This window comes from Streptomyces sp. NPDC059917 (genome assembly GCF_042730635.1).
Lineage (GTDB): Bacteria > Actinomycetota > Actinomycetes > Streptomycetales > Streptomycetaceae > Streptomyces.
Window position 1 is genome coordinate 15144 of the sequence record NZ_JBHWLC010000064.1, and the last position, 24973, is coordinate 40116.

The following is a 24973-nucleotide window of genomic DNA, read 5'->3' on the forward strand; positions in this document are numbered from 1 at the left end:
TAGTCGTCCCGGGCGACCGGACGGGTCGCCGGAAGTCTTCGTACGGGAGCCGCACATGTCGATCACCTCGATCACGTCGAAGCCCACCAGGACGGTCCTCGCCTCGTCGCGGGCGGTCTGCTGCTCGGTCTGAGCGGCGCGGGCACCGCGGTGGCGGACGAGGGTCCGGCGACGCAGATCATGTCCAACGAGCAGTGGGGGGCGCTCCAGCCGGGCGCCGTGCCGGAGCCCGAGAAGGACCCGCAGTACAGGTACGCGATCGGCAAGGTCGTCTCGAAGGGTCCGCTGACCGTCCGCAGCAGGCCGACCACCCACTCGCGCGACCTGGGCCGGGTCCACCCGCACCAGAAGCTGGAGATCCTCTGCAAGGAGCGCGGCGAGAAGGTCGGGGACAACCCCCTCTGGTACCGCCTCAACACCAAGGTGGAGGCCTGGGTCTCCGCGCGCTACGTCAAGGACCTGACCCCGGTGAAGTGGTGCCGGCTCTGATCGGTCGACCCCTTGAAGGCCTGAAGCGTCTGGGTTCCGCATAAGAGAAATACCCCGGTCGGATTGACGACCGGGGTATTTCTCTGCGTATATTTGATGATTCACGACTTCGGCGCCTCGCTGGGCATGCGGAAGCCATGAACAAGCTTATGGGAACACTGTATCGCGTCGGGAGTAGAATTGTCAACCGCGGAATTCGAGAATGAGCAGCAATTCATCACCGAGCTGTACGACCGCCTCGACGACCTGCGCGAACAGGCCGAACACGCCGTACGGGGCGCCCTGCGCGACATCGGAACCGGTTTCCAGGCCCGCTTGGAGCGCGACGTCATGGTCGCCGAACAATCCGGGCTGCTCTCCGCCCTGAACGCGGGCGAGAACGGCCTGTGTTTCGGCAGGCTGGAGTTTTCCGACGGCCGTGACCACCACATCGGCCGCATCGGAATCCGCCAGGACGACGCGGACCGCACCCCCCTCGTCCTGGACTGGCGGGCCGAGGTGGCGCGCCCCTTCTACCTCGCCACCGGCCACCACCCCATGGGGCTGCGCCGCCGGCGCCACCTGACCACCCGCGGCCGCCGGGTCACCGCCCTGCACGACGAGATCCTCGACCTCACCGACGCCGAGCGCACCGGCCACGAGGGCGCCGACGCGGACGCCGTGCTGCTCGCCGCGCTCGACGCCGCCCGCACCGGCCGCATGCACGACATCGTGCGCACCATCCAGGCCGCGCAGGACCGCATCATCCGCTCGCCGCACCGCGGAGTCCTGGTCGTCGAGGGCGGCCCGGGCACCGGCAAGACCGCCGTCGCCCTGCACCGGGCGGCGTACCTGCTCTACGCCCACCGCGAGCTGCTCGCCAAGCGCGGGGTCCTGATCGTCGGCCCGGGGCCCGCGTTCCTCGGCTACATCGGGCAGGTGCTCCCGGCCCTGGGCGAGACGGGCGTCCTGCTCGCCACCCTCGGCGAGCTCTTCCCCGGGGTGCACGCCACCGCCACCGACCGGCCCGGGGCCGCGGCCGTCAAGGGCCGCGCCGCGATGGCCGACGTACTGGCCCGGGTCGTCGGCGACCGCCAGACGCTGCCGGAGCACGTGCCCGCGGGGCTCGGCGAGGACACGGACACCGTCCCCGAAGCCGCGTTGGAGATCGACCACGACGACTACGGGACCCTGCTGCTGCACCGCACGATGGCGCACGAGGCCCGCGACCGGGCCCGCGCCACCGGCCTGCCGCACAACCTGGCCCGCCCCTACTTCGCCTTCCGCATCATCGACGCGCTCACCGAGCAGCTCGCCGACCGGCTCGGCGCCGACCCCTACGGCGGGCCCAACCTCCTCGGCCCCGACGACGTCGCCCAACTGGGCAAGGAGATCGCCACCAGCGGCGCGGTGCACGCCGCCATCGACGTCCTGTGGCCCTCCCTCACCCCGGAGCGGCTGATCACCGACTTCCTCGCCGATCCCACGCACCTCGCGCCCGAGGAGGCCGACCTGGTCCGGCGCACCGACGGCGGGTGGACCCCGGCGGACGTCGCGCTGCTGGACGAGGCCGCCGAGCTGCTCGGCACCGACGACAGCGCGCTGCGCGCCGCAGAGGAGCGCGACCGGCAGCGGCGCGTCGCGTACGCGCAGGGCGTGCTCGACCTCTCCCAGGGCTCGGAGTCCTACGAGTTCGAGGACGAGGAGAGCGAGTTCCTCGCCGCCCACGACCTCATCGACGCCGAACGGATGGCCGAGCGCCAGGAGGAGGAGGACCACCGCAGCGCCGCCGAGCGCGCCGCGGCCGACCGGACCTGGGCCTTCGGACACGTCATCGTCGACGAGGCGCAGGAACTGTCCGAAATGGCCTGGCGGTTGTTGATGCGCCGCTGCCCCACCCGCTCGATGACCCTGGTCGGGGACCCGGCGCAGACGGGCGACGAGGCCGGCTGCGGCTCCTGGGAGCGGATCCTGGAGCCGTACGTCGGCGACCGCTGGGAGCTGGCCCGGCTCGGGGTCAACTACCGCACGCCCGCGGAGGTGATGGAGCTCGCGGCGGCCGTGCTGCGGGCCCACCACCCCGGCTTCGAACCGCCCAGCTCGGTGCGCTCCACCGGGGTCGCGCCCTGGATCCGGGAGGCCGCCGACCTGCCTGCCGCGCTCGCCGGAGCCGTCGCCGAGCACCGCGCGGCGCAGGGCCGGCTCGCGGTGATCGCGCCCCGGCCGCTGCACGCGGAGCTGGCGGCGGCGCTGGCCGCCACGGACGTGGACGTGCGGCCGGGGGAGGAGCCGGACCTGACCCGGCCGGTCGTGCTGCTCGACCCGCGCCAGGCCAAGGGGCTGGAGTTCGACACGGTCATCGTGGTCGAGCCCGCGGACCTGTCGTCCAGCGACCTGTACGTGGCGCTGACGCGCGCCACGCAGGTGGTGGGCGTGCTGCACACGGGTCGGCTCCCGGCCGGGCTGGGCTGAGCCGACCCGGGGCCGTGGGCGCCGCCGTCCGTTCCCGCCCGCACCCGTGCGGGCGGGGTCAGGCCGCCTTCCAGAAGAAGACGGCGGTCATCCGCTTGTCCTCCAGGGTGGTGCCGCAGTAGTCGGTGGCGCTGTGGATCATGTTCGCCGAGTAGAGCAGCAGCCGGTTGGCGCGGTGCGGGACCTCGACGTCGGGGACGAAGGAGTCCGGTGCGACGAAGCGCGTGCCCAGGGCGTCGACCAGGGTGTTGTGCGGGGCGATCACCTGGTTGCCGCCGAGCACCCCGCCGGGCAGGCTCTGGCGGTAGAAACTGGTCCCGCACCCCTTGGGCACGCGGGGGTTGAGGTACAGCACGGCGGCGTAGCGGCACAGGCTGCGCGAGTCGGTGTGCGGGCGGGGCTCGCACTCGCCCGCGCCGACGACCTGGACGCAGTTGTGGTTGAAGGTGCCGCCCCCGGCGGGCCGTTCGGCCCACAGCTCGCGGGCGCCGGTCGCCTTGCGGACCAGGCGCTCCACCCGCTCCAGCTCGCCCGGGTCGAGCCCCGGCATGACGCGCAGCCCGGGCCAGCTCTCGGGCTTGTGGGGGTACCCCTCGGTCCAGTCGTCCCTGGCCAGCGCGCGCTCCCGGACCGCGTCCGGGTCGGGGAGCACGTCGTCCAGGACCCAGTAGTCGCGGCCCCGGGTGGGCTTGCGGTAGGGGAGGACCGGGAGGGCGGTCGGTCGTGTGGACATGGGAGGGACCGTAGTGGCCGGGGCGGCCGGGGCGGTCGAAGGGAGCGTCAACCTTACGTCAAGGGTTGTCCATGTACGGTCACTTGGCGACGGCGTCCAGGACGCCCCGGGCGAAGGAGTCGACGGCCGCGTCCAGCTTCCCCAGGCTCTCGGTCGTCGGCTGTTGGCGGGCGTCCACCGTGAGCACCACGGTCAGCAGCAAGTTGCTGTCCCTGACCTGGAGTTCCCGCACCTGGTGCAGATCGGTCGGCTTGTCGTAGCCGAACCGGAAGGCCTCCCGGCCGACGCCCGGGACGTCCACCAGATGGCCGTCCGGCACGGTGGTGGGGGTGTCCTTGCGGCCGCCGGCGAAGACCTGCTTGGCGAAGTCGACGCCCTCCGTGAAGCTGAACCCCACCTCGACCTTCACGCCCCCGTAGGCGACCTGGCCGCGCTCCATCAGCGCCTGGGTGCAGGTGAAGCCGGGGGCGCCGCCACCGGCCCGCTTGGCCCGTTCGGCGACCTCCTCGCGGGCGCCGAGCAGGTCGGTCAGCTTCCCGTAGGGCAGGGCGTTGCAGATCTCGTCGGTGGCCACCCACGGATAGCCCCCCTTGCCCTCCTGCGAGACCTCCTTGGGCGCGCCGTCGTCGCCGCCGCAGCCCGTGGCGACGACGGCGAGCACGAGGGCCGCCAGGGCCGTCAGGGCGGGGCGGGCGGGTCCGTACCGGCGCATCGCGCGTCTCCTGTCACGAGGGCTTCCACATGGCTCACTGCCACTCAACCATGCGTGGTGGCACAGGAGTTGCGAACGGGTGGATTGCCCGGGCGATCCGGGGACGGCCGGGCGGAACCGTACCATCCGCCCGGGGGGCCGCCCGGATCTTTGTCCGTTCGTGATGGCCCTTCCGTACCGGCCCCCCAACTCGCCTAGCGTCCCTTGGCACCCGGGAGCACCGCGCCGCAGGCAGACACGGCGCGGCTTCCCGGACCCGCACAAGGAGGCACAGTGCTGTCATTCCGCCGCTCGTCCCTCGCCGGCATGTCGCGCGCTTCGCGCCAGGTGATCGGCACGGGCGTGGTCATCGGAGCCCTCGCCTTCACCCTGGTCGCCCTGCTGATCCCGGTGCAGAAGTTCGGCGGGAAGAGCGCCGCCACGGCGGCCGCGGCCGCGTCCGCCAAGGCTCCGGCCGCCGACGACGACGGCGCCGGGACCCTGAGCACGGCCTTCGGCCCGCTGAGCCCCCAGGACCGGGACTTCGTCCGCAAGGTGCGCCTCGCCGGGCTCTGGGAGCTGCCCGCGGGACGCCAGGCCCAACAGCGCGGCACCCGGCCCGCCGTGCGCACCGCCGGGGAGCACCTGGTCGAAGGCCACACCGAACTCGACCGGCGCGTCCTGGAGGTGGGCGAGGCCCTCGGAATCGACCTGCCCGACCGCCCCAGCGACCAGCAGCAGGGCTGGCTCGGCCAACTGGACCGCGCCCAGGGAGCGGAGTACGAACGGCTCTTCGTCCAGCTGCTGCGCCGGGCGCACGGCAAGGTCTTCGCCCTGGTGGCCCAGATCCGCGCGCAGACCCGCAACTCCATGGTCCGGCAGCTGGCCACCGACGCCAACACCACGGTGCTGGACCACATTTCGGTCCTCGAGGCCAGCGGGCTGGTCGATTTCGACGGGCTCGCGGATGCCGTCCCCGCTCCCTCCCCTTCCCCCTCCCAGGTCCCCCGACCGACGAAGTGAAGTGAAGTGATCGCATGAGCAAGAACGGCCACAAACGCCGTCTGAGGCCGACGCACAAGGCCCTCGCCCTCGTCAGCGCCCTCGTCCTGGGCGGCGGGGGAGTCGTGATCGTCACCCAGCAGGCCTCCGCGGGCCAGGACTCGCCCCGCAGCGCCCCGGTGACCGCCACCATCGACTGCCCCGACGTCGGCGACAAGCTGCGCACCGTTCCCGAGCAGGCCCGCGCCGAGGTCGACGACAACCTCGCCCAGCTCGACGCCCAGGTCGCCGACGCCTACACGAAGCTGGCCTCGGGCCGCGCCCGCGGCGACGCCCTGCTCGGCACGCTGAAGCAGCAGCGCGGCACCACCATCGGTCGGCTCACCGACGCGCTCGGCCGGGCCTCCGCCCGCCCCGAGGGTCTGGATGCGCTCGGATCCTGCGTGATGAAGCAGGCCGCGGCCGCGGACCCGGCGGACGAACCCCGGGCCGCCGCCGACGCCGGGGGCGACGCCCAGGACGCGGCCCGCAAGGGCGGTGCGGGCAGCGGGGGTCCGGCGCGCAGCGACTTCGTCGCGATCAACACCGTCCGCCCCAACGTGCGCACCCCCGCGCCCTCGTCCCGCGCCTCGACCGGGTCCCTCTCCGTGAACTGCGGCCGCAACGAGAACCGCCACCTGAACCCCGACAACGTGATCGTCGCGCCCGGTGTCGGCAACGGCGCCCACCACATGCACGACTACATCGGCAACAGGACCACGGACGCCTTCTCGACCAACCAGAGCCTGGCCGCGGCCGGGACCACCTGTACCAACGGCGACCAGTCCACCTACTACTGGCCGGTGCTGCGGCTGCGCGACGGCAAGGCGGAACGCGACGCGAAGGCGCCCGGTGGCGGGCAGGACGCGAATGTGGGCACGATCTTGAAGCCGAAGCAGGTGACGACCGATTTCAAGGGCAGCCCGGCCGCCAAGGTCACGGCCATGCCCCGCTTCCTGCGGATCATCACCGGTGACGCCAAGGCCTTCACCAACGGCGTCGCCAACGCCAACGCGTCCTGGAGCTGCACCGGTTTCGAGAACCGCCAGCTCAAGGACAAGTACCCGATCTGCCCCAAGGGCAGTGACGTCGTGCGGACCTTCACCTTCCAGAGCTGCTGGGACGGCCGCAACACCGACAGCGCCAACCACCGCACCCACGTGGCCTTCGCCGCGCCGAACGGGTCCTGCCCCGCGGGGTTCAAGGCGATCCCGCAGCTGGTCCAGCGGATCGTCTACGGGGTGCCGGCCGGTGCGCGGTTCGCGGTGGACAGCTTCCCGGAGCAGCTGCACAAGCCGGTCACCGACCACGGCGACTTCATCAACGTGATGTCGGACGGGCTCATGGCGAACGCGGTGCGCTGCATCAACGGCGGGCGCTCCTGCCGGTGAGGCGCGGCCCCCGGGATCCCGGGGGCACCAGACCCTCGGGGCGGCGTCCCCCTCCACCTCCCCAGCGCCGTCCCGAGAACGGCTCCGGCCCCTCCTCCGCCGTACGGGCGGGGGAGGGGCCGGAGCCCGTGGGCGCGGGGAGCGGTCGGGGGCGGGGTCAGAGGCCGTTCACGCGGGCCATGACGTCCAGCGGGCGGAAGTCCGCCGTCACGGTGCGGGCCCTGCGGCCCACGCGCGAGTGCTGGCGCCGTACCTGGGCCATCAGGCGGCGGCTGCGCAGGGCCATCTCCAGTTCGAACCGGGTGCGCGGGTCCCGCAGCCCGGGGCCGAAGAGCTTCTCCAGCTGCCGCATGCGGTAGCGGACGGTCTGCGGGTGCACGCTCAGGGCCTTCGCCGCCTCGGGCGCGCCGCCGCCCTCCAACCAGGCCAGCAGGGTCACTTCGAGCCGCTCGCTCTGCCGGGGGGTGAGGTCGTTGAGGGGCCGCAGCCAGCGCGCGGCCAACGCGTGCGCCAGGGGCTCGTCCTGGAGCAGCAACAGGGTCGAGAGGTGGTCGTCCACGAAGACGGCCCGCGCGTCCAGTCCCGCACGGGTCGGGGTGAGGGCCAGCAGCCGCAGGGCCCACCGCAGCGAGGAAGCGCTGTCGCGCAGGGCGACGGGGTGGCCGACGGCCGCGAAACGGCCGCGCAGGGCGCCCTCCAGGGCGCCCCGGGCGTCCGGCTCGGGGCTGGGGACGAGCAGGCACGGCTGGCCGCCCACCATGCCCACGAGGCCGTCGTCCAGGACGGACGCCAGCTGCTGGGTGTCCCCGGGGGTGGCCAGGACGACGGCGCGCACGCTGTCCGGCAGCGGCCAGTGCGCGGCCTCGGCCAGCTCGGCCAGGAGCACGTCAGCCATGGCCATGTCACCCGTGAGGACGGTGAACAGCTCCCGCCGCGCGCGGTCGGGAACGCTGCCGCAGCCCTGGGTGGGCACGGCGGACAGGGCGGGGCGCGGGGCTCGCGCGCCGGGCTCGTCGTCGCGCTGCTTGGGGATCCTGGGCTGCTCCGGGATCCCCTGCCGGTCCGCGACCCCCCGGTCGGGCTCCGGCTCGCCGCCGCAGGTGCCGGTGGCGCTCTCGCGGTAACCGAGGACCGTGAGCAGGGCCGCCTCCACCTGCTGTCTGACCACGTCGTCGCCGAGGTCCTCGACCAGCGTGGAGAACTCCGGTAGCCCGTCGCGGAGTTCCTCCATGATGCCCGCGGCCAGGGCGGGCAGTTCCTTTCGCAGGACCCGGGTCCATTCGCCGCGCGGGCGGGACCAGATGCGGTTGAGAAGTTCGCACATTGTTACCTCGTTCATGCCGGGGTACGGCCTGTCCCGTGGGAGGGTGGCACGCCCCGTCGGGGCCCGCCTCCCCCTGTGTAGCGGCGAACCGGGCGTCAACCCGGTCACATCCGCACCACTGGAAGGGAATCTTCCGGGGATACTCGATGCGATGACGCTGTGGGCACCAGAAGTTGTCACGTTTCGATAAATCCTGTGGAGACGTTGCGAAGCTCCACGATGCTCATGCACTCCGGCCCCCGCTCCCGGTCGGCGAGGCACCCATCCGCCGCCCGCTGCCGAGCAGTTCCGACGATCACCCCGGGCGCCGAGCGCGTGACGTGGAGTGCTCGGTCCTGGCGTATGGGAGAACTCGATGCCCCTGTCCCAGATCCGCGCGCCCCGCTCCCACCGGGCCCTGCGCACCAGACGCCACGCCGGCGCCGCCACGGCCGCCGCGGTCGGCCGCCGCGCCCTGCGCCGACCGCCCCTGCTCTCCGCGCGGGGCGGCCCGCACCCCGGCGCCCTGGCCGCGGCCGCCCTCGCGGCCCTGGTCTCCCTGGGCGTGGCCGCCCGGGCGGGCGCCCTGACCCACCTGTGGGACTTCCTCGACTACGGGGCGGGCGTGCTCTCGCTCGTCTCGCTCACCTCCGCCGTCCTGTGGGGCCTGGCCGCCACCGACCGGACCCTCTTCGCCTCGGGCCACCGGCTCGCCGCCCAGGGCGCGCACCGCGGCCTCGCCGTCGCGGGGTTGGGCTTCCTCGCCCTGCACGTCTGGGTCAAGGTCGCCGAGTCGCACACCACCGCCACCGCGGTCGTCGTCCCCTTCGCCGATCCCGACCAGGCCCTGCTCATCGGGCTGGGCACGCTCGCCGGGTACCTCTTCGTGGCGGTCGCGGTCTCCGGCGCGGTCCGCAGCGCCTTCGCCACCAAGGGCCGGTCGATGTGGTGGCGGGCGCTGCACATGGGCGCCTACCCGGCCTGGGGCGCTTCCTTGGTGCACGGGCTCAAGTCGGGCCGCCCGGCCAGCGGTTGGGTGACCGTCGCGTACGCCCTGTGCCTGATCGGGGTCGCGGGCGTGCTCGCCCTGCGGCTGCGCGGCCGGCTGCGCGCCGCGCCCGCCCAGCCCGCCCGGGCGGCCGCCGCCCCGGCGCCCGCGGCCTCCGGGTCGCCGGGCGAAGGCCCCGGCGCCGCCCGCTCGTTCGTCCACCAGCCCGCGGAGCGGCCCGGTGACCGGCTGGCCGCCCGCCTCGCGGGCCGTACGGAGGGGCCCGGATCCCCGCAGGAGGTGCGGGTCGGGCCCCCGGCCCCGCTCGCCCCGCCGGCGCCCCCTGCGCCGCTGACCCCGCCGGCGCCCTCCGCGCCGCTGACCCCGACGATGGCCGCCGCGCCGGTGGTGGCGGGCCGGACCGCGCCGGCCCCCATGCCCGTACTGCCCTGGCCCGAACCCCAGCCGTACGAACCGGCGTTCGGCGTCGTCGGACGGGTGGCGGGCACCGACCGGCCCGTCGGACCCCTCGACGGAATCCGGGGCCTGCAGTGACGTACGCGCCCCACCCGGCCCTCGGCTGCGTGGGGCACCCCCGGCTGCTGGCCGGGCTCGACGTCGCCGAGCGGCTCGACCGGCGCGGCCACCTCGCCGTACACGGCAGCCCGCCCCGGTACCGCCCCGACGAACTGCTCGCCCTGGCCGAGAACACGGACCTGCGCGGGCGGGGCGGAGCGGGCTTCCCCTTCGCCCGCAAGCTCCGCGCCGTGACCCGCGCCGCCCGCGGCCGCGAGGGCCGCACCGCGGTGGTCGTCAACGGCACCGAGGGGGAGCCCAGTTGCCTCAAGGACGCCGCGCTGTGGCTGCACTCCCCGCACCTCGTGCTCGACGGCGCGCTGCTCGCCGCCGCCGCTCTGGGCGCGGAGGACGTGGTCGTCGGCGTGACCCGGGAGGACGTGGAACGTTCCGCGCGCGCCGCCGTCGCCGAACGCGGCGCCACCGGCAGCCGGATCCGCGTCACCCGGCTGCCCGAGCGGTTCGTCACGGGCGAGGGGACCGCCCTGATCGCGGGACTGGACGGCGGCAAGGCCCTCCCCTCCGGACAGAAGGTCCGCACGAGCGAACGCGGGCTCGGCGGCCTGCCCACCCTGCTGTCCAACACCGAGACCTACGCCCAGCTCGCCGTCGCCGCCCGGCTCGGCGCACTGGACTACCGGGCCGTCGGGCTCCCCGCGGAACCGGGCACCCTCCTGCTGACGGTCGCCGGTTCGACGGTGGTGGAGGTGCCCACCGGCACCTCCCTCGCCTACGTACTGGGGCTGTGCGGAACGGGACCCGGCCAGGGCGTCCTGGTCGGGGGCTTCCACGGCCGCTGGCTGACCCCGGGGGCGGCGCTGTCCGCCGCGCTCTCCCGGGAGTCCCTCGCCGCGCACGACGCGGTGCTCGGCGCCGGAGCCGTGCTCCCGCTGCCCGAGGACACCTGCCCGGCGGGCGAAGTGGCCCGGGTGGTGCGCTGGATGGCCGACGAGAGCGCCGGACAGTGCGGCCCGTGCGTCCGGGGGCTGCCGTCGCTCGCCGGAGCCGTCGCCGACCTCGTGGCCGGCGGCGGCCGGGCCGCACTCGAGGCGGTGGAGGCCCGGATGCGGGCGGTGCGCCGCCGCGGCGCGTGCAGCCACCCCGACGGCACGTCGTCCTTCGTGGCCTCGGCGCTCGCCGTCTTCCCGGACGAGTTCCGAGACCACGCCGTGGGCAGCGGCTGCGGGCGCCGCGTACTGGGCGCCCTGCCGCTGCCCGCCGACGCGAACCCCGAACGCCTCGTCGTGGACTGGACCCTGTGCAAGGGCCACGGCCTGTGCGTGGACCTGCTGCCCGACGTCGTCCGGCTGGACGGCGACGGCTATCCGGCGCAGGGGGTCATGGAGGTCCCCGCGCAACTGCGCCCGAAGGCCCTGCGCGCGGTGCGGCGTTGTCCCGCGCTCGCTCTGCGTATTCAGGAGTAGTTCTCGGCAGTTCACCCTTTGGCGCGATCTGACAAATTCCGGGAGATCCGAAGGTGCGGGGGTCCACGGGCCCTATGAATGGAACAGGGCGTGAAAGCGTCGGTCCCTTTCATCGGGCCCCCTTCACCCCCATTCACCATCCCTATTCACCGGATGTCTTCGGCAGAAGGAGAAATCGTGAACAACAAGCGTCGTGGGGTCATGCTGGGATCGGTGGCCGCGGTGGTACTGCTGGCCGCGGGCTGCGGGAGCGAAACGGAGAACTTCCGTACGGCGAACGCGGCGCAGCCGGCCGGCAGCAAATCCCCGAGCGGTGGCAACGGGAACGGTGACGGGTACGGCTCCGGTTACGGATCGGGATCCGGATACGGAGCGGACTCCGCGGCGGACCCGGCCGCCGGTTCCGGGAGCGGCGCCGGAGCGAAGGGCGCTCCGGCCGGGCAGCTGGCCGTCCGGGCGATCCAGTCGGTGGGCAACGTGGTCACCGACGGGGCCGGCGCCACCCTCTACCGCTTCGACAAGGACACCGCCCAGCCGCCGAAGTCCGCCTGCGACGGAAGCTGCGCCACGACCTGGCCCGCCGTACCGGCGGACGACGCCACGGCCTCGGCGGGCATCTCGGCCGACCTGCTGGGCGCGGTCGTCCGGCCGGACGGGAGCCGCCAGCTCACCCTCGCGGGCTGGCCCGTGTACCGGTACGCGAAGGACACCCAGGCGGGCGAGGCGAAGGGAGAGGGGGTCGGCGGCACCTGGCACGCGCTGGCGGCCGACGGGAAGAAGGCCGTGGACCAGAAGGGGGCGCAGGCGAAACCGGCGGACGGCTCCACCATGGGTCAGATGGGCTCCGGTGACATGGGCGCGGGTCAGGGCGGCGCGGACCAGAAGGGCGCGGAACTCTCCGTCGCGAAGGACGCGAAACTCGGGAACATTCTCGTGGACGGAGCGGGCCGCACCCTTTATCGATTCAACAAGGACAGTGCCTGGCCGATGAAATTCGGCTGCCTCGGCGCCTGCCTCGATACGTGGAAGCCGGCCGCGGCGGTGGACAAGAAGAAGGTGAACGCGATTCCCGAGGCATTGGTCGGATCGGTGAAACGGCCCGACGGCTCGATGCAGTTGACGATCGACTGCTGGCCCGTCTACACCTTCACCGGTGACACCGCGCCCGGCCAGACCAACGGGCACAACAAGCAGGGGCTCTGGTTCGCGGTCACCGACGCGGGCAAGAAGGCCCCGGCGGCGGGCTGACCCGTGCCGAACCCGCCGCGCACCACCGGCCGCCGTGTCCTCGCGGCGACCGCGCTGTCCCTGTCCCTCCTGTGCGCCGCCTGCGGTGCGCCCACTGCGCACGGCGGGTCCTCCGGGCCCGTCGTGCGCGCGGCGCCCGCCGCCCCCGCCGGGGCCGGATCCCGCACCATCCAGGAGCTCGCCGCCGCCCTCGGCTGCACGGCGGAGGTGACGGTCGAGGCGGACGAACTGCGCGAGGGCGCCTGCGGCGCGGGCAAGGAGGGCTACCGCATGGCCACCTTCACCGCGGACGCGGGCCAGGCGGCCTGGCTGGCCGAATCGCAGGCCTACGGCGGCACCTACCTGGTGGGGGAGCGCTGGGTCGTCACCGCCGCCTCGCCCGAGGCCCTGGCCCCGGCCCGCGCGCACCTCGGCGGCACCATCCGCTCCGGCGCCGCGCACTCCGGCTCCCACGCGGCGTCCCCGGACCCGGCGTCCCCCGACCCCGCCGGTGGGGGGACCGTAGCGCCCTCGCACGCGGGGCACTCCTGACGGGGCGTTCCTAGGGCTCCTTGGTGATACCTAGGGGTCCTAGGAACCCGGGAGGGCGCATGGCGCGGGCCGGGCTGACGGCGCGGCGGGTGACGATCGCGGGCGCCGAGCTGTGGGCACACGGGCCTGACCACGCACCCCGCCGAGTTCGGCGAACTCCTCCGCAAGGCCTTGCGCTAGAGCCGACCCCCGCCGTCACCGGTGCTCAGGGCAGGCGCAGGCAGAGCGCGAGTCCGCCCTCCGGGTTGGGGCGGGCCGTCAGGGTGGCGTGGTGGGCCGCGGCGATGGACGCGGCGATGGAGAGTCCGAGCCCGTGGCCGGTGGTGGCGGTGCGGTCCGCGTCGAGGCGCCGGAAGGGCTCGAAGAGGTCGGGGACGCGGTCGGCGGGGATGCGGGGGCCCGTGTTGGTGACCGTCACGGTGGAGTCGCCGATCCGTACGAGGACGTGCCCGCCGCGGTGGTTGTACTGGATCGCGTTGCGGATCAGGTTGGTCATCAGGTGGCGCAGCAGGACGGGGTCACCGGGAACGATCAGTGGATGGGCGCCGGTGGCCGGGGTGACGGTGTCGACGTCGAGGCGCAGACCGGCCTCGGCCGCGAGCGGGGCCAGTTCGGCGGCCGTGGACCGGACCGTGGCCGTGAGGTCGACCGGTTCGGTCTTCTCCAGTCCTCGGTCGCTGCGGGCCAGGAGCAGGAGCGCGTTGATGAGCCCTTCCGCCTCCCGGTTGGAGTCCAGCAGGTCTTCGCGGACTTCGGCGAGGCCGTCGGGCAGGGGATCGGCGAGGCCGACCTGGAGGGTGGTGCGTTGGACGGCGAGGGGTGTTCTGAGCTCGTGGGAGGCGTTGGCGACGAAGCGGCGTTGGCTCTCGAAGGACTTCTCCAGGCGGTCGAGCATGGTGTCGAAGGTGTCGGCGAGGCGGTGCAGCTCGTCGTCGGGGCCGGTGAGCGCGAGCCGTTGGTGGAGGTTCTGTTCGCCGATGCGGCGGACGGCCTCCGTCATCGAGGTCACGGGGCGCAGGGCGCGTCCGGCGAGCCACCGGCCGAGGAGTCCGGCGAGGAGGGCCAGGACGAGGAGACCGATGGCGGACCAGAGCGTCATCTGGCGCAGGGCGGTGTCCTGGACGGCCCGCACGGTCTGGTCGATCTTCCGGATGGACGCGGCGTCGCCCGGCGGCCGGGGGGTGGAGTCGGGACGGGCGGAGTCGGGCTGGGTGGGCAGCGCTTCTTCCTGTTCGAGGTGGTCCGTCCGCCCGCCGGGCGCGTCGTGGTAGGTGACCTGGATGCCCTGGACCTGCTGGGCCGTTCCGTAGCGTGCGAGGACCACGACGAAGGTGAGCAGGAGGACGCCGGTGAGCAGGAAGAGCCCGCAGAAGGCGAGGGTCAGCCGGGTGCGGAAGGGCATTTTGCTCAGCAGCGCCCGGGGGTTCAGTCGCACAGCCGGTACCCCTCTCCCTTGTCGGTGAGGATCAGGCAGGAGTCGCCGAGTTTGCCGCGCAGCCGGCTGATGGTGGTGCGGACCACGCCGGTGGCCGTGTCGTGGTGCCGGTCCCAGACCGTGCGCACGATCTCGTCGTGGGCCACCGGCTCTCCGTCGGCGAGCATCAGCAGCCGCAGGACCGCGGTCTCCTTCGCGGACAGCTCCAGCGCCGTCCCGTTCACGGACACGTCGCGACGTGTCTCGTCGAGGGTGATGTTCCCGAAGCGGAGCACGGAGGGCGCGGGCTTGGGCGCGCGTCGGCTCAGCGCCCTGACCCGGGCGACGAGCTCGGTGAAGTCGAAGGGCTTGGCCAGGTAGTCGTCGGCGCCGAGCTCGGTGAGGCCGTAGATCCGGTCGGTGAGCTCGTCGGCGGCGGTGAGCATCAGGATCCGCGGCGGGTCGGTGAGCTCGCGCAGCCGCCTGCAGACCTCGTCGCCGCTCATGACGGGCAGGTCGCGGTCGAGGATCAGTACGTCGTAGGCGGTGAGCAGGCACATCCGCTCGGCCTCGGCCCCCGTGGAGGCGATGTCGACGGCCATCGCCTGGCGGCGAAGACCGGTGGCGATGGTGCGGGCCAGGACGCGGTGGTCTTCGGCTACCAGGACTCTCATGCATGAAGGAAACCAAGATCACGATTACAGGCGGATAAGGACACGAGGACACCTTCCGCGAGAGGGCGCGCGCGGTGGCCGGTCGGATCGCGAGATCACGTCCTTATGCCGCTGTAACACGCTTATTTCCCGGTAAACAGCGGGCTGCTTTCGTCATCGCCATGAACTTCGTCAAACGTGCCGGGACGAGCCTCGCCGCCAGGAAATCCAGGACCGCCGCCCTGCTCGCGATCTTCCTCGTCATCTGCACGCTGCTCCTCGGAGGCTTCCTGCTGCAGGCCGCGGCGGCCCGCCAGGAAGCCGACGCGCAGCGCGCCATCGGCGTCGACGTCACCGTCAGGAAGAAGGGCCTGACCCCGGCCCAGGCCGAGCGGCTGGGCACCTCCGGCCCGGTGCACCGCCACAACGTCGACGTTCCGGTGCGGGCCGACGCGCAGGGGTTCGCGCCGCTGACCTCGAAGCTCCAGGAGCCGCCCGGTACCGGTGCCGAGGACGGGAAGGACCGGTTGGCCGCGCACGGGGTGCGCGATACGGGCATGCTGCTGCCCTTCTCGTACGGCTCGACGAAGCTCACGGCGGGCCGCGGCATCACCCCCGAGGACGCGGGGCGCGATGTCGCGGTGATCGAGCGGCGCCTGGCCGAGAAGAACGCGCTGAAGGTCGGCGACACCCTCCGGGTGCGCTCCGCGGACGGCGAGAACACCACGTCCGTGAAGGTCGTCGGCATCTTCCGGGACCCCGCACAGGAACCGACGATGTGGACGCCCGCGCACCAGCTGCCCGGCAACACGCTGTACGTGCCGGTGGCCACCGCGCAGAAGCTCGCCGCCGGGACCGCGACGGTCGGCGAGGCGGTGTACAGGATCGGCTCGCCGGACCGGGCGGAGCAGCTGCACGCCGAGGCCGAGAAGGTCCTGGGCAAGGGCGGCTTCGACTTCCGGGTCAACGACAGGGCCTTCAAGGACCAGGTCGTCCCCATCCAGCGGGTCGGCACGTTCGCGGGGCTGCTGGTCTGGGTGATCGCCCTGGCCGGGGCGCTGATCCTCGGGCTCATCGTGATGCTGCAGATCCGCGAGCGCCGCCGCGAGCTCGGCGTGCTCCTTTCGATGGGCGAGAAGAAGTGGAAGCTCATCGGCCAGCACGCCGTGGAGGTCGCGGCCGTGGCCCTGCCGGCCGTCGCGCTCGCCGCGCTGGCCGGATCGTCGGCCGGACAGTGGGCGGGCGACTCCTTCCTGGGCGGCCAGGACGGCACGTCGGCCCCGGCCGCCGCCCGCACACCGCGGGACGGGGTCGCCGCGCCCACCGTGCGGGTCGGGGCGGCCGATGTCGGCAAGGTCGCCGGCATCGCGCTGGGGATCTCCCTGGTCTCCACCGTGATCCCGGGCGTCGGGATCCTGCGCCTGCACCCCCGCTCCCTCCTCACCGACGCCGAATAACCCCCTCACCGGCGGCGCACGACCGACCCGCCGCACCGAACAGCCCCATCCCGAAGCCGACTTCCGGCACGGACCGAGAAAGCCGATCCTCATGAACTTCGTCAAACGCGCGGGGCTCAGCCTGTGGGCCCGCAAGGGCCGCACCCTGATCACCCTGGCGACCTTCCTCGCCATCTCCGTGATGGTCCTGGCGGGCGTCCTGATCAACGGCGCGACCGCCCGGGCCGAACAGGGCGCCAAACGCTCGGTCGGCGCCGAGGTCAACCTCGACATCGACATGACCCGGATGGGCGACTCCGCCCAGATGCGGGCGCCGAGCATCGACACCGGGACCGTCGACAAGATCGGCTCCCTGCCCCAGGTGCGGAAGTACACCTACTCCATGTGGGACCGGGCCATCCTCACCGGCAAGAACAGGCTGGTCGACGGCGGCGCGAAGGGCGCCATGGACATGGGTCCCGGCGGAACCGCGGGCGTGGGCGTCCTGGACTCCTCGCTGCTCCCGGACTTCCGCAGCGGCAACTTCACGCTCCTGTCCGGCTCGCACCTCACGGCCGCCGACAAGGACAGGAAGAAGCTCCTGGTCGAGGAGCGCCTGGCCGAGCGGAACGGCCTCAGGACCGGCGACAAGATCACCCTCACCGGCAACGACGAGAAGACCACCGGCGAGTTCACCATCGGCGGCGTCTACCGAGACCCCCGCGCGAGCACCGACGCCGACCCCGAATACGGCGTCAGCCCCGCCAACATGCTCTACGCGACCGTGGGCGGCCTCTCCGCACTCGGCTCCCAGGGCAACGGGCCGCACCAGGTCGGCAAGGCCACCTTCCTCCTCCAGGACGCCGAGGTCCAGGACGCGTTCAAGAAGGAGGCCGCGGAGGTCGCGGGCAAGGCGCTGGCCGGATTCAAGCTGGACGCCAACGACAAGGCCGTCCAGCAGATGACGGGTCCGCTGGCGAGCATCCGCTCCACGGCCACCGTCGCCATGTGGCTGATGGGCCTCGCCGGGGCGGCGGTGCTCGCGCTCCTGGCCAACCTGGCGGTCAAGCAGCGCCGCACGGAGTACGGGGTGCTGCTGGCCATGGGGGAGAAGAAGAGCGGGCTCATCGCCCAGCAGGTCCTGGAGATCGTGGTCGTGGCCGCCGTCGCCATCGGTGTGAGTTCCCTCTTCGCCCCCCAACTCACCCAGAGCGCCGGCCAGGCGCTGCTGGGCCGGGAAGCCGCCGCCGCGGCGGCGAAGATCGGCTCCTGGAAGCCCCCGGCCCCCGGCAGCACCGGAATCGACCAGGGCATCGACCCGAACGACAGGCCGGTGGAGAACGCCGACCCCATCAGCGAGATCACCGTGGCGCTCGCCCCGGCGGACCTCGCCGCGGTGGGCGGGATCGGCCTGGGCATCGGCCTCCTCGCCACCGCGATACCGGCCGCCTCCGTACTGCGGCTGAGCCCCCGCACCATCCTCACGAAGGGCAAGTGACCACCATGACCACCCCCACCCCCACCACGGCCCCGCCCCTCCTGCGGCTCGCCGGGGTCAGCCACACCTACTCCGGCCAGCGCCGCCGCACCACCGTCCTCAGGGAGATCGACCACACCTTCGAACGCGGCACCTTCTACACCATCCTGGGCCCCTCCGGCAGCGGCAAGACCACCCTGCTCTCCCTCGCCAGCGGCCTCGACACCCCCACCCAGGGCGCCATCACCTTCAACGGGCAGGACCTCACCCGGCTCGGCCTGGGCCGCTACCGCAACAAGCACGCCGCCACGATCTTCCAGCAGTACAACCTCCTTACCTACATGACCGCCCTCCAGAACGTCACCACCGCCATGGAGATCACCGGCGCGAAACCCGCCACCGGCAGCCGCAGGGCACGCGCCCTGCAACTCCTGGAGAACATCGGCCTCGACAGGGCGATGGCCACCCGCAACGTCCTGCGGCTCTCCGGCGGCCAGCAACAGCGCGTCGCCATCGCCCGCGCCCTCGCCTGCGACGTCGACATCCTCTTCGCCGACGAACCCACCGGAAACCTCGACGAGGACACCGCCCAGGGCATCATCGACACCTTCCGCGACCTCGCCCACCAGCAGGACAAGTGCGTGGTCGTGGTCACGCACTCCCAGCAGGTCGCAGCCCAGTCCGACCGCGTCCTGAGCCTGCGCAAGGGCAGGCTCACCGAGCAGGTGAACACCCGATGAGCACCCGCGCCCGCCGGGTCCGGTCCGCGCCGATGCCGTCCCTGACGCTCATCGTCGGCCGGTGTTCCCCGGCGATGCCGCGGGCCCCCGGGGCGGCGATCGTCCACCACGCCCTGGCGCTCCCGCGGCCGAGGTTGGACACTCGGGGGACGCACTGGTGACGGTGTGCCAGGAGGGTGGGGATGGCTGCTCCGGGGAACCGGTGGATCGGGCGAGCGGACGATCAGCGGTGAGCGGCTGGTCACCCCGGGGGTGGTGGCCCCGCGGCTCCGCCACGGCGCGTACGGCCGCCGCGGAGCGTACGGCCGCCGCGGCGCCGGGGGCGCGGGAGGAGCCGGGCCACGTACCGGTGGTGGGCGGCGAGCGCGCGATCGCCGTCGGCGGGGCCATCGGGCTGGGGGTGAGCGGCGACGGCAACCGGATCAGGATCGACGGCGACGTCGTCATCGGCCGACAGCCCGCCCGGCCGAGGTCGGCGTACTGGCGGGAGATCCGCCACCTCGCGGCCGTCACCCGCTTCGAGGGCCGGGCCGAGGAACTCGCGGCCATGGCCGCCTTCGCCGCCGCGCCGGACGGCGACGGCGGGGACCGCGACCCCGGCGACGGCGCGGCGGGGAGCCGCGGATACTGGCGGTGGCTGGGGCCCGCCTGGGCCGGAAAGACCGCGCTCATGGCCCAGTTCGCGCTCCACCCGCCCGACGGCGTCGACGTGCTCGCCTTCTTCATCACCGCGCGGATGACCGGCCGCGCGGACCGCACCGCCTTCCTCACCACCCTCCAGGGGCAGCTCCGCACCTACCTCCAGGACGGCGACGTCGACTGCACCGCCCCCGGCGGCTTCCTCGACGCCCTCGCCCGGGCGGCGGACCGCGCCCGCGGCGCCGGGCGCAGGCTCGTGCTGGTCGTGGACGGCATGGACGAGGACATGGGCGTCCCCACCGCGGTGGGCGGCCAGAGCATCGCGGCCTGCCTGCCGCAGGTGCCGCCGCCCGGCCTGCGGATCGTCCTGGCCGGTCGCCCGCATCCGCCGGTCCCCGCCGACGTGCGCACCGGCCCGCTCCTGACGACCGCCATCGACCACCCCCTCACCGTGTCGCCCGCCGCGCAGGCGGTGCGCGCCGATGCCGAACGGAACCTGGAGGCGCTCATCGCCTCCGGTGGCCTCGGCCTGGAGCTCGTCGGCCTCACGGCCGCCGCCGGTGGCGGCCTGAGCCCGGCCGACTTCGCGGACCTGACCACCGCCTCGCGGCGCCGCGTCGAGCTGGTGCTCGGCGGCAGTACCGGACGGGCGTTCCAGCACCGGCCCGCCCAATGGGCCACGGACGCCGAAGGCCGGGCGCTTCCCCTCTACGCCTTCGCCCACCAGGACCTCCTCACCGGCGCCCGCGACCTGCTCGACCCCGCGGAGCTGGACGCCCACCGGGCCCGTATCCACGCCTGGGCCGAGGGCGCCCGCGCGGGGGCGTGGCCCACCACCTGCCCCGACTACCTGCTCAGCGGATATCCCCGGCTGCTCCACGAACGTGCGGACACCGCGCGCCTGACCGCCCTGGCCACCGACCGGGCCCGGCACGAACGGCTGTGGCAGACGACCGGCACCGACAGCCAGGCGTTCAGCGAGATCGCCGCCGCGTTCCAGCTCCACCTCGCCGCCCCGGACGACCCCGACCTCGCCGACTGCGTCCGGCTCGCGCACCGCCGCGAGAGCCTCCAGCACACGGCCGACGTCCTGCCCGCGACCGTCATCACCACCTGGGCCCGGCTGGGCCACCTGCGCCGGGCGATCACCGCCGCCACGCACCGCAGCCACCCGCCCCTGACGCCGGGACAGACCCTGCTGGGCAGCATCCTGACCGCGGCCGGCACCACGGCGGAGGCGACCGAGCAGGTCATCGAGGCGGCCCGGGCCCTCGCCACCCCGGAGGCGCGCGAAGGCGCGTTGGCCGAGATCGCCCAGGCCCTGGCGGCCGGTTCCCGCTGGGACGACGCGATCCGCGTGGCCGCGTCCGTCACGGATCCCGACCAGTCGGCCCAGGCCGTGACGAGCATCGCGGTGGCCATGGGCGCGGCCGGAGAGCACGCGGCGGCGACCGGGCTCGCCCGTGGCGTCGGCGATACCGAGCTGCGGGCCCACGCACTCACCAGCGTGGCCCGGGCGATGGCGGAAGCGGGCGACCACGGCGGCGCGGCGGAACTGGCCCGCACGATCCAGGGCTCCGAGCACCGGGCGACGGCGCTCACGGTCATCGCGTGGATCGTGGCGGAAGGGGGCGACCACGCAGGGGCGGTGCGACTCGCCGGAGCCATCGGCGATCCCGGGCAGCGGGGCCGGGCCCTGTCGGGCATCGCGGTGACCATGGCCGAGGCCGGGGCGTACGCTCCCGCGGTCGAGCTGGCCGGCACCCTGGGCCATCCCGAACAACGCGCCCAGGCGATCAGGGGCATCGCGGTGGCCATGGCGGAATCCGGTGAACACGACCACGAGGCGCGCGAGTTGGCGCATGGCATCGCCGATCCGGAACACCGCGCGTGGGCGCTCGCCGAGATCGCCCGGGCGATGGCGGCGGCGGGGGACCACGACGGGGCGGTCGAGTCGGCCCGTACCGTCGGATTCCCCGAACAGCGGGCGTGGGCGCTCGCCGAGATCGCCAGGACGATGGCAGCGGTCCGGGAGACGGCCGGGGCCGTCGAACTGGCCCGCTCCCTGGCCGACCCCGAACAACGGGCGTGGGCGCTGACCGGAATCGCCCGGGCGACCGCGGAGAACGGGGACCGCGGCGCGGCGGTCGCGCTCGCCCGCACGATCACCGACGCCGATGCCCGGGCCAGCGCGTACGAGGGCATCGTCACGGCAGCGGCGCGGACCGGCCACGACGGGGCGCGGGGCGGCGCGGACCACGAGGCGAGCGAGCGCGTCACCGCTCTCGTGACCGATCTCGTCACCGACCTCAACGTGCTCGGGCGCACGGCCGAGACGATGGCCGAGGAGGGCGACGCGGCGGCCGCCGAGCGACTGGCGGAGGTGACGGCGCGCCTCGCCCACGGCAGCGCCGCCGCGCACCAACTCCGGCTCCTGGCGGTCGCCGTGGGCGCCGCCGCCGCGGTCGAGCCCGCCGTCGCGCTCGACACCACCGGCCTCGTGGCGGCCGTCCTCGGGTCGGCCGGCGCCGTCTCCGACCACGAGCAGGGGGCCTGGGCGCTGACGGACGTCGCCGGGGCGCTGGCCGAGGCCGACGCGATGGACGCCGCGGTCGACCTCGCGGCGGCGATCACCCACGCCGATGCCCGGGCCCGGGCGTACGAGGACGTCGCCGTGGCCCTGGCCGCGAAGGGACGGCACGCGGCGGCGGTCGAGCTCACCGCCCTGATCTCCGTCCCGTCGTGGCGGGCGCGCGGGACCGGACGCATCGCCGCGAGGATGGCCCGGCAGGGGAAGGTCGGCGAGGCCCTCGCGCTCGCGGGCGCCCTCACCCATCCGACCCGGCGGCAGGAGGCGCGCGCCGGCATCGCCCTGGCGCTGGCGGAGTCCGGGGACCGCGATGCGGCCGTCGCGCACGTCGCCACCCTCACCCTGCCGGTCCTCCAGGCCCGGACGCTGGCATCCGTCGCCCGGTTCGTGGCAGCGGATCGGGAGCGGCGGGAGGAGGCGTTCGCGCTGGTCGACAGCATCCCCCACGCGGAACTGCGGGCCGAGGCGCTCGCGGCCGTCGCCGTGGCCACGGCGGAGTCGGGGGACCGCGCGGCGGCGGCCGAACTCGCCCGCACCCTCACCGACGAGGACGACCGGGCCGAGGTGTTCGCCGGCATCGCCGTCGCCGCGGCGACGGCGGGGGAGGCGGGCGCGGCGTACGACATCGTCCTCGACCTCCCCCCGAAGCTGCGGGCCGCCACGCGGACGGACATCGCGGTGGCCCTCGCCGGAGCGGGCCTGACGTCGGAGGCGCTCGACCTCGCCCGGGCGCTGCCCCACCCCGGGCAGCGGGCGCGCGCCCTCGGCGGGATCTCCCGCGTCACGGGCGCGCCCCGACTGCTGGCGGAGGCCCTGGCCCTGTCCTTCGACCCGGCGCTCGTCGCCCACCTCGCCGCCATGGACGCCCGCGCCCTGCGCACCTTGGTGCGGGGCGTCCTGGACTCCTGACCCGCCGCGCCGCTTGTGGCGCGCGGGCCTGGCTGTTTTAATAAATGAACAGCCATTTACTAATGGAGGCGACGGCGATGGCGCGACCCCGCGGGGTGGACGACCTGGTGATCCTGCGCGCGGCGACCGAGGTCATGGGCCGCGTGGGTCCGGCCGGTCTCACACTGGCCGCCGTGGCGCGCGAGGTCGGCCTGGTGGCGGCGACGCTGACCCAGCGGTTCGGCTCCAAGCGCGGCCTGCTGGTGGCGCTGGCCGACCGTACGGTCGAGGACATGGGGGAGTCGATCACCCGCGTCCGCGCGGCGCACGACGGCGCGCTCGACGCCTTGGCGGCCCTGCTCGTGGAGTGGACCGGGGCCATGGACACCCCGCAGACCTTCGCCAACCACCTCGCGTTCTGGTGCGCCGACCTCGGGGACCCGGAGCTGTACGAGCGCGCGCTCACGGTCCACCGGGCCCAGGCGCAGGCGATCGTCGGCCTGTTGACGGAGGCGGTCGGCTCGGGCGAGCTGCGCCCCGGCACGGACGCGGCGGCCTTGGCCCGCACGGTCCAGGTCGTCATCGCGGGCACCGGCGTGACCTGGGCCGTGGCGCGCGAGGGCGGCCTCGCGCAGCGCCTGCGGCAGGAACTGGACACCGCGCTGTCCCCGCACGTACCGACGTGAACACGACCGGTGCGACCGACACGACCGACACGACCGACGTTCGACCCGGAGGAATCATGACGACGCACACACTGCCGCTCGCGGGCCGGGTGGCCCTGGTCGCCGGTGGCACCCGGGGCGGGGGCCGGGGGATCGCCCTCGCGCTCGGCGCCGCCGGCGCCACCGTCTACGTGAGCGGCCGCAGCAGCGCCGCCGGACGCTCCGACCTGGACCGTCCGGAGACCATCGAGGAGACCGCCGCCCGGGTCACCGCCGCCGGCGGCCGGGGCATCGCGGCCCGGGTGGACCACAGTCGGCCCGACGAGGTCGAGGCCCTCGTCGCGCGCATCTCGGCCGAGCAGGACGGACGGCTGGACCTGCTGGTCAACTGCGTCTGGGGCGGTGACCCGCTGACCGACTGGGAACACCCCCTGTGGGAGCAGGACCTCGACACCGGCTTCCGGCTCCTGCGGCAGGCCGTCGACACGCACGTGATCACCAGCCGCTTCGCCCTGCCCCTGATGACCGCGCGCCGGAGCGGACTGGTCGTCGAGGTCACCGATGGCAACACCGCCCGCTACCGGGGCTCCTTCTTCTACGACCTGGCCAAGTCGAGCGTGATCCGCCTCGCCGTCGCCCAGGCCGCCGAGCTACGGCCGTACGACGTGGCGGCCGTCGCCCTCACCCCCGGCTTCCTGCGCTCCGAGGCCATGCTCGATCACCTGGGCGTCACCGAGGCCACCTGGCGCGAGGGCGCGGCGCAGGACCCGAACTTCGCGCACTCCGAAAGCCCGGCCTACCTCGGGCGCGCGGTCGCCGCACTCGCCGCCGACCCCGACGTCATGGCCAAGTCCGGTCGCGCGTTGGCGACATGGGGCCTGTACCGGGAGTACGGGTTCACCGACGCCGACGGCACCCAGCCCGACTTCGCCGCGCACTGGGCCGCGCGTCTGGAGGACGAATTCGGGCCCTTGGGCGAGGCACTCTGACCGGTTCTGATACCCATGGCACCACTGGTGCCCCTCGGGTGACTCTGACACCATCTCACCCGAGATGGACCGCTGTTGGGCCGATTCCTCGTCGAGCCACCGCTTCGTCTCCACCGTATCCACGTACTTCGTAGAGCGCAGAGAAGACATGAGGCCGACCTTGAAGACCCTACGGAACCGCGTCCCGCACCTGGTGACGGTCGTGTTGTTGATGCTGGGCGTGATGACCGCCATGACCGCACCGTCGCAGGCGGCCGCGCAGAAGGCCGCCGCCGGCGCGACCGTCTGCTCCAACTCCCCGATACCGGCGGGGTGGGTGATCACCAGCTCCTACAGATCCAGCGGCTGTCCCGGCACCGGCGTCGCCTACACCATCGCCGATTCGGCCGGGCAGAACGCCATCACCGTCTGCTCCTTCTCCCCGATCCCGGCGGGCTGGGTGGTCACCAGCTCCTATTCGAGCGCGGGTTGCGCCGGATCCGGCGTCGCCTACAGCATCGGCAACATGGCCGCGGCCAAGTACGCGACGGTGTGTTCGTTCTCGCCGATTCCGGCGGGTTGGGTGGTCACCAGCTCGTATTCGAGCGCGGGTTGCGCCGGTTCGGGTGTCGCGTAC

The 24973-nt window shown here is 73.7% G+C and carries 21 protein-coding genes; 16 read left to right on the forward strand and 5 right to left on the reverse strand.

All coding sequences use genetic code 11. The annotated features are described in order from the left end of the window. The first annotated feature begins 180 nt into the window (after positions 1 to 180). Positions 181 to 489 carry an SH3 domain-containing protein gene (locus tag ACFWAR_RS29730; protein WP_385783590.1) on the forward strand — a complete coding sequence of 103 codons (309 nt, stop codon included), beginning with the start codon at positions 181 to 183 and terminating at the stop codon, positions 487 to 489. Positions 490 to 669: 180 nt separating this feature from the next. Then, entirely contained in the window at positions 670 to 2940 is a 2271-nt protein-coding gene (locus tag ACFWAR_RS29735; RefSeq protein ID WP_385783593.1) for a HelD family protein, read from the forward strand. Between the two features lie 58 nt (positions 2941 to 2998). Here ACFWAR_RS29735 and ACFWAR_RS29740 read toward each other — a convergent pair whose 3' ends face one another. Both ACFWAR_RS29740 and ACFWAR_RS29745 read right to left on the reverse strand, forming a co-directional pair. Then, complete coding sequence (locus ACFWAR_RS29740) at positions 2999 to 3673, reverse strand: DUF6445 family protein (protein ID WP_385783595.1); 675 nt, start codon at positions 3671 to 3673, stop codon at positions 2999 to 3001. A 79-nt stretch (positions 3674 to 3752) separates the two neighbouring features. Then, entirely contained in the window at positions 3753 to 4385 is a 633-nt protein-coding gene (locus ACFWAR_RS29745; RefSeq protein WP_385783598.1) for a hypothetical protein, read from the reverse strand. 273 nt (positions 4386 to 4658) lie between these two features. Here ACFWAR_RS29745 and ACFWAR_RS29750 point away from each other — a divergent pair, with 273 nt between their 5' ends. Both ACFWAR_RS29750 and ACFWAR_RS29755 read left to right on the forward strand, forming a co-directional pair. Continuing rightward, positions 4659 to 5387 carry a DUF4142 domain-containing protein gene (locus ACFWAR_RS29750; RefSeq protein WP_385783601.1) on the forward strand — a complete coding sequence of 243 codons (729 nt, stop codon included), beginning with the start codon at positions 4659 to 4661 and terminating at the stop codon, positions 5385 to 5387. 14 nt (positions 5388 to 5401) lie between these two features. Continuing rightward, on the forward strand, positions 5402 to 6796 hold the full coding sequence (locus ACFWAR_RS29755) for a DUF1996 domain-containing protein (RefSeq protein ID WP_385783603.1): 1395 nt from the start codon (positions 5402 to 5404) through the stop codon (positions 6794 to 6796). Between the two features lie 157 nt (positions 6797 to 6953). Here ACFWAR_RS29755 and ACFWAR_RS29760 read toward each other — a convergent pair whose 3' ends face one another. Further along, positions 6954 to 8120 carry a PucR family transcriptional regulator gene (locus tag ACFWAR_RS29760; protein ID WP_385783605.1) on the reverse strand — a complete coding sequence of 389 codons (1167 nt, stop codon included), beginning with the start codon at positions 8118 to 8120 and terminating at the stop codon, positions 6954 to 6956. Positions 8121 to 8475: 355 nt separating this feature from the next. On the opposite strand from ACFWAR_RS29760, the gene ACFWAR_RS29765 reads away from it, so the two are divergent. The 4 genes from ACFWAR_RS29765 to ACFWAR_RS29780 all read left to right on the forward strand — a co-directional run bounded on the left by ACFWAR_RS29765 (position 8476) and on the right by ACFWAR_RS29780 (position 12866). Beyond that, a complete protein-coding gene (locus ACFWAR_RS29765; RefSeq protein ID WP_385783608.1) occupies positions 8476 to 9642 on the forward strand; it encodes a hypothetical protein in 1167 nt (388 codons plus the stop codon). After that, positions 9639 to 11087: an NADH-ubiquinone oxidoreductase-F iron-sulfur binding region domain-containing protein gene (locus ACFWAR_RS29770; RefSeq protein ID WP_385783610.1), complete on the forward strand. Its 1449-nt coding sequence runs from the start codon at positions 9639 to 9641 to the stop codon at positions 11085 to 11087. Before ACFWAR_RS29765 ends, ACFWAR_RS29770 begins: the two co-directional genes overlap by 4 nt. A 177-nt stretch (positions 11088 to 11264) precedes the next feature. Beyond that, positions 11265 to 12335: an SCO0930 family lipoprotein gene (locus ACFWAR_RS29775; protein WP_385783613.1), complete on the forward strand. Its 1071-nt coding sequence runs from the start codon at positions 11265 to 11267 to the stop codon at positions 12333 to 12335. A gap of 3 nt (positions 12336 to 12338) precedes the next feature. Beyond that, entirely contained in the window at positions 12339 to 12866 is a 528-nt protein-coding gene (locus ACFWAR_RS29780) for a hypothetical protein (protein WP_385783616.1), read from the forward strand. Positions 12867 to 13071: 205 nt separating this feature from the next. Here the strand turns inward: ACFWAR_RS29780 and ACFWAR_RS29785 are convergent, their stop codons facing one another. Next, positions 13072 to 14301 carry a sensor histidine kinase gene (locus tag ACFWAR_RS29785; protein ID WP_385783619.1) on the reverse strand — a complete coding sequence of 410 codons (1230 nt, stop codon included), beginning with the start codon at positions 14299 to 14301 and terminating at the stop codon, positions 13072 to 13074. Beyond that, positions 14292 to 14954 carry a response regulator transcription factor gene (locus ACFWAR_RS29790; protein ID WP_385783621.1) on the reverse strand — a complete coding sequence of 221 codons (663 nt, stop codon included), beginning with the start codon at positions 14952 to 14954 and terminating at the stop codon, positions 14292 to 14294. The genes ACFWAR_RS29785 and ACFWAR_RS29790 overlap by 10 nt, the downstream gene beginning before the upstream one ends. Before the next feature lie 161 nt (positions 14955 to 15115). On the opposite strand from ACFWAR_RS29790, the gene ACFWAR_RS29795 reads away from it, so the two are divergent. The 8 genes from ACFWAR_RS29795 to ACFWAR_RS29830 all read left to right on the forward strand — a co-directional run. After that, positions 15116 to 16390: an ABC transporter permease gene (locus ACFWAR_RS29795; protein ID WP_385783623.1), complete on the forward strand. Its 1275-nt coding sequence runs from the start codon at positions 15116 to 15118 to the stop codon at positions 16388 to 16390. Positions 16391 to 16481: 91 nt separating this feature from the next. After that, on the forward strand, positions 16482 to 17867 hold the full coding sequence (locus ACFWAR_RS29800; protein ID WP_385783626.1) for an FtsX-like permease family protein: 1386 nt from the start codon (positions 16482 to 16484) through the stop codon (positions 17865 to 17867). Between the two features lie 5 nt (positions 17868 to 17872). Then, the gene (locus ACFWAR_RS29805; RefSeq protein ID WP_385783663.1) at positions 17873 to 18586 is read left to right on the forward strand and encodes an ABC transporter ATP-binding protein; all 714 of its coding nucleotides are present in this window, start codon (positions 17873 to 17875) and stop codon (positions 18584 to 18586) included. Beyond that, positions 18583 to 18747 (forward strand): hypothetical protein, encoded by a 165-nt coding sequence (locus ACFWAR_RS29810; RefSeq protein WP_385783629.1) that lies wholly within the window; start codon positions 18583 to 18585, stop codon positions 18745 to 18747. Before ACFWAR_RS29805 ends, ACFWAR_RS29810 begins: the two co-directional genes overlap by 4 nt. Before the next feature lie 68 nt (positions 18748 to 18815). After that, positions 18816 to 22724, forward strand: a complete 3909-nt coding sequence (locus ACFWAR_RS29815; protein ID WP_385783631.1) for a hypothetical protein — start codon at positions 18816 to 18818, stop codon at positions 22722 to 22724. A 77-nt stretch (positions 22725 to 22801) separates the two neighbouring features. Next, positions 22802 to 23389 carry a TetR/AcrR family transcriptional regulator gene (locus ACFWAR_RS29820; RefSeq protein ID WP_385783634.1) on the forward strand — a complete coding sequence of 196 codons (588 nt, stop codon included), beginning with the start codon at positions 22802 to 22804 and terminating at the stop codon, positions 23387 to 23389. A gap of 56 nt (positions 23390 to 23445) precedes the next feature. Beyond that, positions 23446 to 24357, forward strand: a complete 912-nt coding sequence (locus tag ACFWAR_RS29825) for an SDR family oxidoreductase (RefSeq protein ID WP_385783637.1) — start codon at positions 23446 to 23448, stop codon at positions 24355 to 24357. A 160-nt stretch (positions 24358 to 24517) separates the two neighbouring features. After that, the coding region (locus ACFWAR_RS29830; RefSeq protein ID WP_385783640.1) for a hypothetical protein at positions 24518 to 24973 on the forward strand (456 nt) is incomplete at its 3' end.

Excerpts from the sequence above, each read along its gene's own strand:
- ACFWAR_RS29730 (WP_385783590.1), top strand. The coding sequence starts at position 181 with ATGTCCAACGAGCAGTGGGGGGCGCTCCAGCCGGGCGCCGTGCCGGAG.
- ACFWAR_RS29740 (WP_385783595.1), bottom strand. The coding sequence starts at position 3,673 with ATGTCCACACGACCGACCGCCCTCCCGGTCCTCCCCTACCGCAAGCCC.
- ACFWAR_RS29745 (WP_385783598.1), bottom strand. The coding sequence starts at position 4,385 with ATGCGCCGGTACGGACCCGCCCGCCCCGCCCTGACGGCCCTGGCGGCC.
- ACFWAR_RS29755 (WP_385783603.1), top strand. The coding sequence starts at position 5,402 with ATGAGCAAGAACGGCCACAAACGCCGTCTGAGGCCGACGCACAAGGCC.
- ACFWAR_RS29760 (WP_385783605.1), bottom strand. The coding sequence starts at position 8,120 with ATGTGCGAACTTCTCAACCGCATCTGGTCCCGCCCGCGCGGCGAATGG.
- ACFWAR_RS29765 (WP_385783608.1), top strand. The coding sequence starts at position 8,476 with ATGCCCCTGTCCCAGATCCGCGCGCCCCGCTCCCACCGGGCCCTGCGC.
- ACFWAR_RS29790 (WP_385783621.1), bottom strand. The coding sequence starts at position 14,954 with ATGAGAGTCCTGGTAGCCGAAGACCACCGCGTCCTGGCCCGCACCATC.
- ACFWAR_RS29795 (WP_385783623.1), top strand. The coding sequence starts at position 15,116 with ATGAACTTCGTCAAACGTGCCGGGACGAGCCTCGCCGCCAGGAAATCC.
- ACFWAR_RS29800 (WP_385783626.1), top strand. The coding sequence starts at position 16,482 with ATGAACTTCGTCAAACGCGCGGGGCTCAGCCTGTGGGCCCGCAAGGGC.
- ACFWAR_RS29805 (WP_385783663.1), top strand. The coding sequence starts at position 17,873 with ATGACCACCCCCACCCCCACCACGGCCCCGCCCCTCCTGCGGCTCGCC.
- ACFWAR_RS29810 (WP_385783629.1), top strand. The coding sequence starts at position 18,583 with ATGAGCACCCGCGCCCGCCGGGTCCGGTCCGCGCCGATGCCGTCCCTG.
- ACFWAR_RS29820 (WP_385783634.1), top strand. The coding sequence starts at position 22,802 with ATGGCGCGACCCCGCGGGGTGGACGACCTGGTGATCCTGCGCGCGGCG.
- ACFWAR_RS29825 (WP_385783637.1), top strand. The coding sequence starts at position 23,446 with ATGACGACGCACACACTGCCGCTCGCGGGCCGGGTGGCCCTGGTCGCC.